We start from the raw sequence: 14,043 nt of genomic DNA, 5'->3' as shown, positions 1-14,043 counted from the left end.
ACACATTTGTATAGGTGCATTAGCTCACTACAGGCTATCGGTTTCTTGGACACGATGAAAGACGAATCAGTCTATTTTGGTTTTCTTGGCATTATGTGGGGCAATGTCTGCTCTCTTAACTCTCTGAACTGGAAATATTGGTATTTGCATATCCCCACATGTCTGCATATATACCCCCAAAAGTGCAGAGACTATGATGGTCGCCGTCCTCAATAATTTTTCCATCCGCAACAACAATAATCCGATCTGCACGCGCTGCGGTAGCTAGACGGTGGGCAATAATGACCGATGTTCTCGCATTAGTTAAGCGTTTTGACGCACTGAGAATAGTTTTTTCTGTTGCGGGATCCAAGGTGGCAGTAGCTTCGTCGAGAAGTAAAAGCTGTGGCTGCATCATTTCGGCTCGGGCAAGTGCAATAAGTTGCCGCTGCCCGGAGGATAGCCCTTTGCCGTGCTCACCGATACGAGCATGAAAACCACGCGGAATACGAGATATTGCAGTAAGCGCGCCGACTCTTCGCGCAGCATCGGTAATTTCTTCTTGGCTGGCATCGGGACGGCCAAAAGCAATATTTTCAGCGATAGTACCAGCAAAAAGATAGGCTTCTTGAGGAACAAAACCTATCTGGGTACGCCAAGAAGGCGGCTGATACTGGCGAAGATCATGACCACTAGCTTTAACCTGGCCAGTTAATGGATCATAAAAACGTTCCAGCAATTTAATAATTGTGGATTTACCCGCCCCGGTAGCTCCGACAATAGCTAAGGTTGTGCCCCTGTCGATGCTAAGAGAGAAATTTTCCAACACTAAATCATCATGATTGGGGTAGCCAAAATCCACTTGATCTAGCTCAATATCCCCATTGGCAATCTGTGGCGCAGGTTGAGTACCAGTCACATTAGCTTTGGTACGCAATAATGCAGTAATACGGCGAAGACCAACCTGAGCTTGCTGGTAGGCATCGAAAATTTGGGAAAGGTGTTGGATAGGAGAATATAGGCGATCAAGATAAAGCAAAAAAGCAACCAATACGCCAGCTTGAATTGTTGAATTATGTACTAAAGAAACTCCTACTAATAACACCACAGCACTAATAATTTCTGCGACAGCATTAATACCTGGGAAATACAATGCCACCGCGGTTTGAGTGCGAATGCGCGTGCGTCGATAAGCATCTGATTGACTAGCAAAATGATTAAGGCGAGCCTGGGACATACCGAAGACTTGCTCTGTTTTTAACCCCGCAATGGATTCATGGAATAGCCCATTGACCTGTGAAATCTCCTCGCGTGCTTGGGTGTAAAGACGGCTAGAAATTCGTTTAAAAATAACTGTTGCTGCCGTGATAATCGGAACCCCTAGAGCAGCAATAAGGAAAAGCTGCCAACTTGTAACGGCCAAGAGAAGCAAAATTCCACCAATAGTAGTAGTTGCTACTACTGCTTGAGCAAGCCCAGATTGCAAAAAACTGCTCAAGGCATCTATATCGGTAGTCATTCGGGTAAGAATGGTGCCGGTGCGCGTGTTTTCAAAATAATGCATATCTAAGCGCATAAGGTGCGCGTAACTGCGTATTCGTAACTGATAAAGCAGACGCTCACCAGCAAGCATGGTCACAATAGTGGTACCTACTGCGCTTGCCCAAGCAACCACTATGAGCACTAAACCGGCTAATAAAATCCACCATAGAACAGTTAATTCACCAGGAGTAATTGCTTGGTCAATAGTGATTCGAACCAAACTTGGCATACCCAGGCTTGCGGCAACACCAACCATATAGAGGACAATCATTATCAGAATAAGCCTACGTACCTCAGTGAAAAGCCCCTGTGCAGTTACTGATGGTTGAACGTGAGTGGTTGTTTCTGCCTGCTTGAGTGGAAACTCTGGGGGTAAATCACGCGCAGCTGGTAAAGCGTCCACACGAGCAAGTAATTCTGGTGTTGCGGGCATAGCAGCAGCACTTGCAGCCCCACCGCGGCTAGTACCTTTACCACCATTAAGAGGATTGGCTCCCGCGGCTTTGTTAGCAGTACGCATGGTATGAGTATTCATGCGTAGGCGAGTGTCACCTTCTTGAGGAAGTTCTGGCCACAGTAAGTCGTATGCTGGTTCAATACCATTATCGAAAGGAAGATTTTCTGCTGCAATCCGAGAACGTTCATACATATCCATAAGGTGCACAAACTCGGGATTTTTTAGCATTTGTGCCAAGCTGCCACAGCTATGAGTGCGACCATCTTCAATAAAAGCAATTTGATCGGCAAGTTCAAGGGTGGATTGACGATGTGCGATAGCAATAATGGTGGTGTGCGGAAAAGCCGTGGTGATGCTGGCATAAATATGTCGTTCGGTGATCGCATCAATAGCTGAGGTGGCATCGTCGAGAAGCAAAATGTGTGGATTACCAGCTAACGCACGAGCAAGCGCAATACGCTGACGCTGACCACCAGAAAGAATAAGCCCGCGCTCACCAACCTGAGTATCAAAACCTGCACTGAGCTGATCGACAAATTCAGTTACCTGGGCAACCTCAACCGCAGCCTGGAAATCTGCCTCGGAGATGCTACGCCCCATCACAATATTTTCGCGTATGGAGGCGGAATAAAGAAAAGGATCATCGAAAACAACACCCATGTGCTGGCGAAGTTGCTTCCTTGATATGGCAGTAATATCGCTACCACCGATAAGAATACGACCGGAATCTGGGGCATAAAAACCACTCAATAATTGAAGTAACATGGTTTTCCCAGCACCAGGTGGACCAACTAACGCTAAGATTTTTCCAGCCGCTACCGTTAGCTGTAACCCTTGCAATACCGGTTGTAATACCGTCGGGGAAGCTGTGCCCGTACCATTAGCTGCTTGAGGTTGTTGGTTGACTGAACTAGCGCCAGCACTAGTAGCAGTGCGAATGTTTGCATAATGGACATTCTCGACCCGGATATCAACTAAGCCATCTGGAAAAGGAATCGGATCTGTAGGATCTGCTACCACTGGGTGCATATCAAGTATGGTGAACACACGATCCGCACTAGAAAGTCCTAATTGTATTTGCACCACCATGCCTGCCAACATGGACACTACAGCGGTCAAAGAAGTGAGATACACACTATAGGCTAAAAAGATGCCGATAGAGATAGTCCCAGTTAATGCTGCGTATCCACCCATACCAATACCAAGTACTAAGGCAATAGTGGGAAGCTGTTGTAATAATGGTTGATAGCGTGCAGAAAGCCGAGCAGAACGTAGCATTTGGCCATAAATTGCTCGCGATAATTTTTCTAGGTTAGCTATCTCGTAGTCTTGTCGGCCAAAGGCTTTTACAATACGAATTCCAGTGATGGTTTCTTCGACATGGGTGGCTAGATTCGCCAAACTTTGTTGTGCCGACCAGGTAGCGGCATATAAAACCTTGCGGGAGGTAAACGCCAACCAAAGCATAAAAGGGATAATTGCAATGGCCACAAGAGAAAGATAAGGCGAAATCCAGACTAGAACACCTAAGGTTATTACAACTTTAAGAATATGTCCGCTAATAAGCGGCAGCATGGCAACCATGGCTTGAACCATGTTGAGATCAGAAATAGAGCGAGAAATAATTTGGCCGGTGCGGATTTCATCAATGCGTAAACCGTCGAAACGCTGAACTGTGCGCAATATTTCGACACGGAGATTGTGCTGCACGGTATTAGAAAGACGACCAGCGGTATAACGTCGGCCAAATTGAAAAATATAGCGCAGTAGTGCGACCAGGATAAGACTCAGCGTAATTGTGCGAATATTGCCCTGCGACTGATCAGTAGCCACATTAACTGCAGAGGCAGTAATGAGCGGAATAACGATGTCAAACAGGGTCACTGCGATAGTAGAAATTAAGGCAGCCGCACTTACTAAGGGGGTCATCCGTAACCACGTGCCAAGCTGATAAATAGTATGTTGTTTTCTCATCCCGAGACCCCTTTTAGCTACGCATATATCGGCTTATCGCTTATATATTGATCTATATATTGATCCGATGTAACACCTTACAACCCCATTTGCTAATAAAACGGGTTATATCATATTAAGCCGCACTATCAGCAGAAGAATGTGGCTAGTTAATACTAGTTAGTACAGATAGTGCGGCTATGTATGAATCGGTGGGAAATGCGGCTTAGCCGCTAGAGGTATCTCATGCGGATTCATGAAGCTCGTGAGCAAAGTTTTCTGGTAAGGCTCCTAAAGATTCTCGTACATGTTCCATGACGCGGTGTGCGAGTTTTCGGTTAGCAACCGTACCAATTACTGCCCCAATACCTAGCGGTAAGATTTTTCCTAACCATGCTTTACGCATTGATTTATTGATCTTTTTCACCGCTAATTTCATCATCATATTATTGGTGGATTTTAGATTTGCCATGTGCGAGCGAGCAGCAAGTGAGGTGACACTATCAGAGGTCATCACGATATTAGCTAGGGCAGATTCAGAAGCACCCACAATAGATAATAAAACAATTGCTTTACGACGCTCAGCATCGCGGATGTCTATTCCGCGCAGATGCGCAGAAACGATGGCATAACTAGCTGCTAGGTCGAGAAAAACTAGAGATTCCGCGCCGACTGCTAGCGCACCAGTAATAAAACCAATCCCAGGAATTGCTGCTGCCGCGCCAGCGCCAGCGCCAGAACCAATTGCTAGGCTGAGAAAGTTTTTATCCAATTTTGCTTGGATTTCTTGCGGAGTAGCTGTCGGATTTTTGGTGCGTAGCCACTGTACATAAGAAAAAAGTGGTTTGGTTTGAATATTCACTGCAGTGCTTAGTGCTTGCGCTAGTACTTTGCCAGCAATTCCGTATTCGTCGATAAGATGTTGCGGCTGGGAGGATTGAACATCGGTAATGGTTTCCGAAGAATCGTGGGTAAAAAGATTATGTTGTTTTGCCATGATTTTCCTAACTGTTACTCAACGTAGTTTTCTCGTGATTCTTAAAGCACCCTATGCTGCCAGCTAACCGTTTTAAGTCAGTTATGTAGCCAGATATTGCCATCAGATGATACAAATCGGCGTAGTGAAGAATTCTTAATAACTGATATTTCCTCACCACATCTATAAAACGTCAAAATTTTATCCAGTGTTTCCACTAGGTAATTGTCCTAGGGAAATCAAGGCTTAACAAGGATGGTTAGAAGAGGTATTTTCGCAGCATAGCGGACTAGATAGGGCAGGAATAACAAAGTGGTTAAGATTTTTGTGTTAGCTGAAAAGCACATAATTAAAGCCGATACGGATGCTTATGAAAAAGCAATTGTATCGGCTTGAGTGAAGATCAGATTTTAGCTATTGGCGTATTCCTCGGCTGCAGAAATAAGCTCGTCGCTAGGACGAATACCGGTGTAAAGCTCAAATTGTTCGGCGGCCTGAAGCGCAACAACCTCACCGCCAGTAATAGTTGGAATACCTTGTGCACGAGCAGCTTTAATTAACGGCGTTTCGACCGGGAAAGCTACCACGTCAAAAATCACTGAAGCGCGAGCGATTTCTTCGTCGCTAAAGGCCTGGGCATCTTGATCTGTCCCATTCATTCCTAATGGAGTGACATTGACAAGCATGTGTGCATCCTCGGGAACAGCAGTGCAGTACTGCCAACCATAGCGCTGAGCTAGTTCTTCTCCGGTTACATTATTTCGGGCTACAACGTAGCCGGTTAAACCATGGTCAGCAAGAGCTGCCACGACAGCATTAGCCATTCCTCCAGAACCACGCACTGCAACCGTTAAGGAAGGATCGATGTGGTAGCTGTTAAGTAGGCTAGCTACGGCCACATAGTCAGTGTTGTAGCCTTTGAGTACACCATCGGTATTAACGATGGTGTTTACTGCGCCGATGCGAGCAGCACTGTCGTCGAGTTCGTCGATAAGCGGGATGACATCTTGCTTATAAGGCATAGATACTCCGGCTCCGCGAATATCAAGCCCCCGCATACCAACAATGGCAGCAGTAATATCGGTTGGGGCGATAGCCTTGTAGAGGTAATTCAAATTGAGCTGATCATAAAGCCAATTATGAAAACGCACACCATGATTAGATGGGCGCGCTGCAAGTGAAATACACAAGACTGTTTCGCGGTCGACGTAATTAACCATAACTATTAGTCTAGAGCAGATGAGCGCAAAAAAGCAGGTGACATCTGAAAGCGCCAAATTGGTGCAGTTGAAAAAACAAGTAAAAGATAACGTGCTGCGCACTAATAGAAAGTCTGTGTTAAAGAAAAATTCCACGACAAGGAAAACGAAAAAACAAACTAAAGAACTTGATCGACGGGTAAAAAAGTTACTCAAAACCAGCGATAAAATTTTGGTTGCTGGCGAAGAAATAGTAGCTTATGGCGAAAATTTGACTGTTGCAGACAGTAGGGTAAACCTGGCGCAGAAACTTAAAACCGAACTTAAAAATGTGCGGTCGCACTCTGTGAAAAAAGCACATCCTGGGCTAGTAATAAAAACTACTGCAGGTTATGTGCAAGGACTATTTCTTGATGCGCCACAGCCAGTTCGTACGTGGCGCGGTGTGCCCTATGGTGCAGATACTGGCGGAGATAATCGTTTCCGGGCACCGCAACCCGTACCACCATGGCAAGGGGTAAAAGTATGCGATAGTTATGGCAGTGTGGCTTTACAACCTACTTATCGCCCTAGCGATAAACTTCGTGGCAGCGAAGATTGCCTCAACCTTGATATCGTGCGTCCAGACACGGATGAAACCTTACCGGTAGTGGTGTATTTGCACGGTGGTTCCTTTATTTATGGTTCCTCACATGAACAGCTGTTGCGCGGACATTTTCTAGCACCCGCAATGAATGTGGTGTATGTGTCAGTGAACTTCCGCTTAGGTGCACTGGGATTTCTTGATATGCGCGCTCTCGGAGATGATTGCGTTGCTAATCCAGCCTTAATGGATCAACTACTCGCTTTACGCTGGGTGAAAGAAAATATTGCTGCTTTTGGCGGTAATCCTTCCAATGTCACATTAATGGGGGAGTCAGCCGGAGCGAATAATGTGCTTACCCTTATGTGTGTACCAGCAGCACAAGGATTGTTCCATAAAGCTATTGCACAATCACCACCAATTGCTGCTATCCATTCCCGCGCGCAGTCAGTGTTGTGGGCGTTAGAACTTGCCCGCCGGTCAGGTTTAGCTCGGTCAGCAACACTTGCTGATGTTCGTGCCCTTGATGCTGAGGTGCTGGTGAAAGCCGGGCAAACAATGATGTGGCGTAGCCGGGAAATTTTATTAAATCTCAATGTGTGCTATTCGCCTACCGTCGATAACAATATTCTTTTCGACCACCCGATTAACGTATTTACCCAAGGAAACCAACATAAAATTCCGCTTTTGATTGGCACGAATATTGATGAAGCAAGTTTTAGCAAGGGGCTGTATGTACGTAGTGCGGCACGCTCAAAGGCGGCACTGCGTATGCTGACTGCTTTTGACCCGGTTGGTGCTCCGACGGTATTTGAGGCATATAACGGTGCAGAAATACGTAAAGATTTCGCAGATTTTCTTTCCGATGCTGTGTTTTGGGCACCGAGTGTGCAAATAGCGACGGCACATTCATCTGTTGCTGATACCTGGATGTATCGTTTTGATTTCGCCTCCATGTTATTGAAAATGATTGGTTTGGGTGCGATGCATGCAACCGAATTAACTCCGGTATTTGGCGATCTTAATGGATCACGGATGGCAGCATTAAATAAACTTGGTGGTAGGGCAGCGTTATATGAATTAACGCAGCATATGCAAAAAGAGTGGGCAGAGTTTATTCACCATAGTGCCACTAGTACTGATTGGCCACGCTATGCTTTGGCTAGCGATACTACTCCTGGGCGTGCCACGCGCATATTTGATCGGGAGGTACATACGATTTATGATCCGCGTTCAGCTTATCGGCAGGCGTGGCAAAATTATGATGTGCGCATGTGGGGGATGGGCAGACCAGAGTTATTGGAAGAACTAGGAGTCGAATTGGTCGACGAAAAAGAAACGAAAGCTTTACCAGCGCCGGATCTAAAGCATAGTTAAACTAGTGCTAGTAGCTGCTACGAAAGGATCTGCTTATGGGGGAACTAGATACGGCATTGCTGGGTTTAATTACCCAACACCCACGTTTTCAACCTTGTGTTGAAGTAGATCAACCGTTGAGTTTTGCAGAACTTATTAGCCCAGAAACCTTGGCGCGAGCTGATGTAGAGTGCGCAAATATTTTTCATATTGAGCAAGCTAAACATCGTTTGCAATTATGGTTTTATACCTTATTGGGTGATATTTTAAATCCCAGTATTTATCTCATGGTAAACGATAATATTGTGCCATTATTAGATCTTGAGCAGGGGCTTTTCTCGCGTGATCCAAAAGGTTACTGGTTTGGATATCGTCCTCACACCACAGCATCTCTTGCCCAATCTGGGGCTGTTTTTGGGCAGAACATAGCTAAGCTTATCGACGCGATATGTACGTATACAGATATTCGTCCCGCTCCATTATGGGCGGTGGTTGCTGATGGTATTGTGCAACCGGCGTTGGCTGCGGGCAATTACGATTTTGAACAGCTACGGGCAATAGAAATAGCACAGCAATTAAGTCAGGCAGTAGCAACTGGTGCCGGAGTGCGCTTGCCTGCGGCAAGAATTGAGCAGATCAGCGATGGTGAGATGATAGCTTATCAGCCGGAAGTGGAACCAGATTTTGTGGTTTCACATCGGGTGAGCTGTTGCATGATTTATCATTCTCCCGATATTGGAAAATGTACTTCTTGTCCGCATAAGCCTCGAGAGGACAGAATTAAAGATCTCATTGCTGCTAGTGAAATGATGTAGTGGCACGTTTTCTACCGGGGGTAATGGAAAAGTGTGCTACTAACTGACTAGGCGACAGAAGCATATGCGTTTGACTAATCTAAAAGGCGCCACATTATTAGAAAAAGGTTGGAGTAACGAAAATGAGCTTCTTTGAAGAATTAGCTTATGCGCTTGATGCAGATGGTATTGAGTCTAGGGTTAATGATGACGTCATGTTCGTTCCGATCACCTCGGAGTTGGAAATCCAATTTGTTGAAATTGACCCACACCTTCCCGCGGCCAATGTGTATATTGCTGCTAGTAATGAGGATGATGGTTTCGAGGAAGATTTTGAGGCAGTGTTAGTCTCAGTGGTGTTCTCGGCTGAAGATGGTGTCCGCGCAGTACAAGAACATGTGGCTACCGACCAAGTAGTAACAGTCTTAAGAGATCTGTTAGAAGGTAGCGATGAGCGAATTAATGATTTGGAATTCTTCCAAGATCCAGTAGATGCCAATATTGTGCACGCTGAACTTGCTGATCGCAGTGCGCTTAAAGTTCATTTCCAAGTATTTGAAGGCGTCCCCTTGGCAAAAGTTAGCTTTATTACTTTTGTTGAAGGAATTGACGAGATTATTGCACAGGTTATTGATGATCTGCTTCCCGATAATGATCTTGACGAGGAAGAGACAGCGATTTTGATCGATGAGGCTGTTGCTGAAATTCGCGAAGCTAATGAAGAGACTCTAGAGCTTGGTTCCTTTACTGATTTTGATCGACTTTTCGATGTTCTTTCTTTGGCTGCTGATCAAGCTGAGGAGTGGGAAGCGCAACTTGCTCCACTGGATGAAGATGAACCAGAGGTCTACGACATTTTTGTTGATGATCTCGAAGATGGTGATTTTGATGAGATTAATCTTGATGAAGATGAAGATAATCAAGAGTAGGCAGATTAAGAATTTCCTACAGTATTAGCTGGATGCTTCCTGCTGTATTCAAGCCGCGGCTATACCATTATTAAAAAGCATGGCTGGTGAATGCAGTGGGAAGTAATTTTTATCTGTGATCCATACGTAAGTATGCGTGTTATTAGTAGTGATATCGTGTGCGCACTCAACAGCCGATGATCCAAGAAGAGCATGAATCCAACCTTCAGAAATAGCCGTAGAAACATGATTGCCTTTGGGTGAAGTGATGCGAAGGCTAATTAAGAAAACAGCAGGTGCAGAGTTATCGAAACTATGCATTGTTGTTTGCACCTTTGCTCCAACGCGGTGGCGAGTAATGGTAGCTACAAGTTCCTCTCCACCAGGTAATTTAGGTAACTTCTTTGCTGGGGACCGCCAGGTAGCGTGATTTCGAGCAAGTGAACGAGGATGACGCAGTATTGAATGCAAAGCGTCTAGATCGCGTGTGAAATGCCGATCAATATAGCGCGCGATATTTATTGGTGATTGCTCATGTGATGAAACGTAAAGGTGGCTGAGTTTTTTCATATTCCTTAGATTAGTGATCGAGGTAGACATAAATACTTAAAAAATAGAAACTTTGTTCGAATATTGAGTGTAATGAATATTTACCTAAAGGTCTAGTCTTAATAGTGTGCAGGTAAAAAAACTGGTTCATACTCGACCTAAAATTCCACATGAAATACAAATCATGGTGGTAGCGGCATTTGTTATTGCGTTAGGGTATGGCATTGTTGCGCCAGTTATTCCTCAATTTGCTACCAGTTTCGGCGTGGGGGTTGCTGTAGCGGGATTAGTTATTTCCGTATTTGCTGGTACACGATTTATTTTTGCGCCGGTAGCTGGTGTGCTTATTGACTCTCTTGGCGCACGAAAAATGTATCTTTTGGGGCTTATTACTGTTGCTATTTCTACTGGTTTATGCGGTTTTGCTCAAGAATATTGGCAGTTAGTAGCTTTACGCGGGCTAGCAGGTTTTGGGTCAACAACTTTTACGGTCTCAGCAATGGGGCTTATTGTGCGTCTATCTCCACCGGAGATACGAGGACATACTTCTAGTGTGTATGCGACCGGTTTTGTTTTTGGCAATATTTTGGGTCCACTTTTAGGGGCAGTACTTTCAGTTTTGGGATTACGCTGGCCATTTTTTATTTACGCAATGATGGTTGCCTTAGCTGCCCTTTTAGTGTGGTGGCGAATGCCGCGCACTATTGGTGTTCGGCTTGATAAGAATACTGAACTACCTGTCATGAGTTTTAATTATGCGTTAAAAAGTCGTGCTTATAGGGCGGCCTTGCTATCTAATTTTATTAATGGCTGGGTAAATTTCGGTGTTCGTATTGCTACCGTGCCACTTTTTGTAGCGGCTGTTTTTACTCATGGTTCAGCAGTGGTGGGCTTTGCGATGACCGCTTTTGCTGCTGGTAATGCATTAGCATTACTTTTTTCTGGCGATGCGGCAGATAGATATGGTCGTAAGCCTTTGGCTGTTAGTGGTTTGTTTATGTGCGGTATTTTTACTGCTCTAGTGGGTTTTACTAGTCAAATTATTCCTTTATTAGTTATTTCTGGCTTGGCTGGGTTTGGTACTGGTTTGTATAACCCAGCTGTACAAGCGGTGGTGGCAGATGTTATTGGTAACAAACGTAGTGGCGGTAAGGTGCTAGCTAATTATCAAATGGTTTCTGATCTAGGTACTATCGTGGGACCAATTTTTATTGGAGTAGTGGCACAGACGCTAGGCTTTGATAAAGCTTTTGTTATGTGTGGTGGCCTGTTTTTACTTGCTGCACTACTGTGGTTGTTCGCTGAGGAAACCCTACTTCGGCTGATGCAGCAACATATGCTTTAGTTTGCTACTAGCTCACTAAAAAAGAGATATGTGGGTGTAAGCACCTAGCACTTTTCTTGTGCATTTAAGCACCTTTAGGTATATAAACTGCAAAAAGTGGCCAAAATGACTCCTGATAGCGTACCGTTGTGTAGGCAATGAGCATTACCGATAACGCCACCGGCGGCGAGAATGAGCCGGACGTAAAGATTTTGTCGGAATCTCAGGAAAATTCGCAGGTAGACTATGACTCACTTCATGCTGATGTCGTGAGTGACGTAGACGACTCCAGGGTTGCGAACACTTCTGAGGACACCGACTCCGTAAAGAGTACGGACAATGTAGACAGTGAGAGTGAAACCGTGAGTGTTTCGGATATAGCGAGTGACTCAGTAAGTGACTCCGCAAATGAGGCGGAGACCGTGGAGACTCAGAGCGGTGCAGATAATGTGCCAACCGGACCAACTTTTGAAGACCTAAATCTGCCTGAGCAGATTTTGAAAGCTGTGCGTAAGGTGGGCTTTGAAACCCCATCGCCAATTCAGGCACAGACAATTCCCGTTCTTATGGAAGGACACGATGTACTCGGTCTTGCCCAGACCGGTACTGGTAAGACTGCCGCCTTCGCGCTGCCGATTCTTTCGCGCATTGATCGCAAGGTGCGTCATCCACAAGCGCTTATTCTAGCGCCAACCCGCGAATTGGCTTTGCAGGTTGCCGATAGTTTCCAGTCTTTTGCAGATTACTTAGGTGATATTCATATCCTGCCGATTTATGGTGGTCAGGCGTATGGTATTCAGCTTTCTGGTTTGCGTCGTGGTGCCCAAATTATTGTTGGCACCCCAGGTCGGGTTATTGACCACTTGCAAAAGGGTTCCTTGGATATTTCTGAGCTACGCTTTTTGGTCCTCGATGAAGCCGATGAAATGTTGAACATGGGCTTCCAAGAAGATGTGGAACGCATCTTGGAGGATACTCCAGAGGATAAGCAGGTAGCGTTGTTCTCAGCGACGATGCCTAATGGTATTCGTCGTTTATCAAAGAATTATATGAACGACCCGCGTGAAATTCAGGTGAAGTCTGAAACTCGCACTAATACCAATATTACGCAGCGCTATTTAAATGTTGCTCACCGCAACAAGCTCGATGCATTGACTCGAATCCTTGAAGTCACCGAGTTTGAAGCAATGATCATGTTTGTGCGCACTAAGCATGAAACTGAAGAACTCGCTGAGAAATTGCGTGCACGTGGTTTTTCTGCAGCTGCAATTAACGGTGATATTGTTCAGGCGCAGCGTGAGCGCACCGTCGATCAGCTTAAAGATGGTCGACTCGATATTTTGGTTGCTACCGACGTGGCAGCTCGTGGTCTTGATGTTGATCGCATTACACATGTATTTAACTACGACATTCCAAGCGATACGGAGTCTTATGTGCACCGTATTGGTCGTACCGGTCGTGCTGGTCGTTCGGGCGAGGCAATTTTGTTTGTCACCCCACGTGAGCGTCGCATGTTGCGTTCCATTGAGCGAGCAACCAATGCCACACTGGTGGAAATGGAACTTCCTACTGTTGATGAGGTTAATGATTCGCGCAAGGCTAAATTTGCTGATTCCATTACCGAATCTTTGGAAAATAAGCAGGTAGAGATCTTCCGTGCTTTAGTAAAGAATTATTCTGAAGAACACGATGTTCCACTAGAAGATATTGCTGCTGCGCTAGCTACCCAGGCACGTGCCGGTGATGAGTTCCTTATGAAGGAACCACCTGCTGATCGCCGCCGTGATCGTGACCGTCGTCGGGATCGCTTTGATGATTATGATCGCGGGGGTCGTCGAGATCGTTTCGACGATGATCGTCGTGGTGATCGAGGTTCACGTTTCGAGCGTCCGAACAAGGACATGGTTGTGTACCGCTTAGCGGTGGGCAAACGTCAGCATGTTCGCCCAGGATCTATCGTGGGTGCGCTAGCTAATGAGGGCGGTTTGAACAATAAGGACTTTGGTCGTATTTCTATTGCGGTAGATCACACCCTGGTGGAGCTACCACGCGATATGAAGCCAAGCGTATTGGATAACCTGAGCGATACTCGCATTTCTGGTCAGCTTATTAATATTGAGCGCGATGATAACGCTCAGATTCCAGCTGGCGGTGGACGTGGGGGCCGTCGAGATCGTTTCGACGATGATCGTCGTGGCGGACGCTACCGGGATCGTGATGACCGTGGCGGACGACGTGGCGGCTGGAATAACGATCGCGATGACCGTGGCGGACGACGCTATAATGATGATCGTCGTGGCGGACGCTACCGGGATCGTGATGATCGCGGTGGACGACGCGGTGGCTGGCGCGACTAAAGCTCAAAATTAAAATCCTGGGAAACTAAGACCATAGGAGGTATTAGTTTCCCAGGATTTTTCCTA

The 14,043-nt window shown here is 45.8% G+C and carries 9 protein-coding genes; 5 read left to right on the top strand and 4 right to left on the bottom strand.

The annotated features are described in order from the left end of the window. Window positions 1–115: 115 nt before the first annotated feature. The 3 genes from UL82_RS07470 to UL82_RS07460 form a co-directional block, all read right to left on the bottom strand. Complete coding sequence (locus UL82_RS07470; RefSeq protein WP_046440085.1) at window positions 116–3,952, bottom strand: ABC transporter ATP-binding protein; 3,837 nt, start codon at window positions 3,950–3,952, stop codon at window positions 116–118. A gap of 223 nt (window positions 3,953–4,175) precedes the next feature. Then, window positions 4,176–4,928 carry a hypothetical protein gene (locus UL82_RS07465; RefSeq protein ID WP_046440084.1) on the bottom strand — a complete coding sequence of 251 codons (753 nt, stop codon included), beginning with the start codon at window positions 4,926–4,928 and terminating at the stop codon, window positions 4,176–4,178. Between the two features lie 389 nt (window positions 4,929–5,317). Further along, the gene (locus tag UL82_RS07460) at window positions 5,318–6,127 is read right to left on the bottom strand and encodes a shikimate 5-dehydrogenase (RefSeq protein ID WP_046440083.1); all 810 of its coding nucleotides are present in this window, start codon (window positions 6,125–6,127) and stop codon (window positions 5,318–5,320) included. A 19-nt stretch (window positions 6,128–6,146) separates the two neighbouring features. On the opposite strand from UL82_RS07460, the gene UL82_RS07455 reads away from it, so the two are divergent. The 3 genes from UL82_RS07455 to UL82_RS07445 all read left to right on the top strand — a co-directional run bounded on the left by UL82_RS07455 (window position 6,147) and on the right by UL82_RS07445 (window position 9,768). Beyond that, complete coding sequence (locus UL82_RS07455; RefSeq protein WP_083966443.1) at window positions 6,147–8,066, top strand: carboxylesterase/lipase family protein; 1,920 nt, start codon at window positions 6,147–6,149, stop codon at window positions 8,064–8,066. A 35-nt stretch (window positions 8,067–8,101) separates the two neighbouring features. Next, complete coding sequence (locus UL82_RS07450; RefSeq protein ID WP_046440082.1) at window positions 8,102–8,860, top strand: (2Fe-2S)-binding protein; 759 nt, start codon at window positions 8,102–8,104, stop codon at window positions 8,858–8,860. Window positions 8,861–8,982: 122 nt separating this feature from the next. Next, on the top strand, window positions 8,983–9,768 hold the full coding sequence (locus UL82_RS07445) for a hypothetical protein (RefSeq protein ID WP_046440080.1): 786 nt from the start codon (window positions 8,983–8,985) through the stop codon (window positions 9,766–9,768). Between the two features lie 48 nt (window positions 9,769–9,816). Here the strand turns inward: UL82_RS07445 and UL82_RS07440 are convergent, their stop codons facing one another. Continuing rightward, window positions 9,817–10,317 carry a hypothetical protein gene (locus UL82_RS07440; protein WP_052735916.1) on the bottom strand — a complete coding sequence of 167 codons (501 nt, stop codon included), beginning with the start codon at window positions 10,315–10,317 and terminating at the stop codon, window positions 9,817–9,819. Window positions 10,318–10,480: 163 nt separating this feature from the next. On the opposite strand from UL82_RS07440, the gene UL82_RS07435 reads away from it, so the two are divergent. Continuing rightward, the gene (locus UL82_RS07435; RefSeq protein WP_046441362.1) at window positions 10,481–11,641 is read left to right on the top strand and encodes an MFS transporter; all 1,161 of its coding nucleotides are present in this window, start codon (window positions 10,481–10,483) and stop codon (window positions 11,639–11,641) included. A gap of 137 nt (window positions 11,642–11,778) precedes the next feature. Continuing rightward, the gene (locus tag UL82_RS07430; protein ID WP_046440077.1) at window positions 11,779–13,977 is read left to right on the top strand and encodes a DEAD/DEAH box helicase; all 2,199 of its coding nucleotides are present in this window, start codon (window positions 11,779–11,781) and stop codon (window positions 13,975–13,977) included. The last annotated feature ends 66 nt before the right edge of the window (window positions 13,978–14,043 follow it).

It is taken from the genome of Corynebacterium kutscheri (genome assembly GCF_000980835.1).
GTDB classification, from domain to species: Bacteria; Actinomycetota; Actinomycetes; order Mycobacteriales; family Mycobacteriaceae; genus Corynebacterium; species Corynebacterium kutscheri.
Note: the sequence above shows the minus strand (reverse complement) of the source record. Positions and strands in the feature narration are given on the sequence as shown.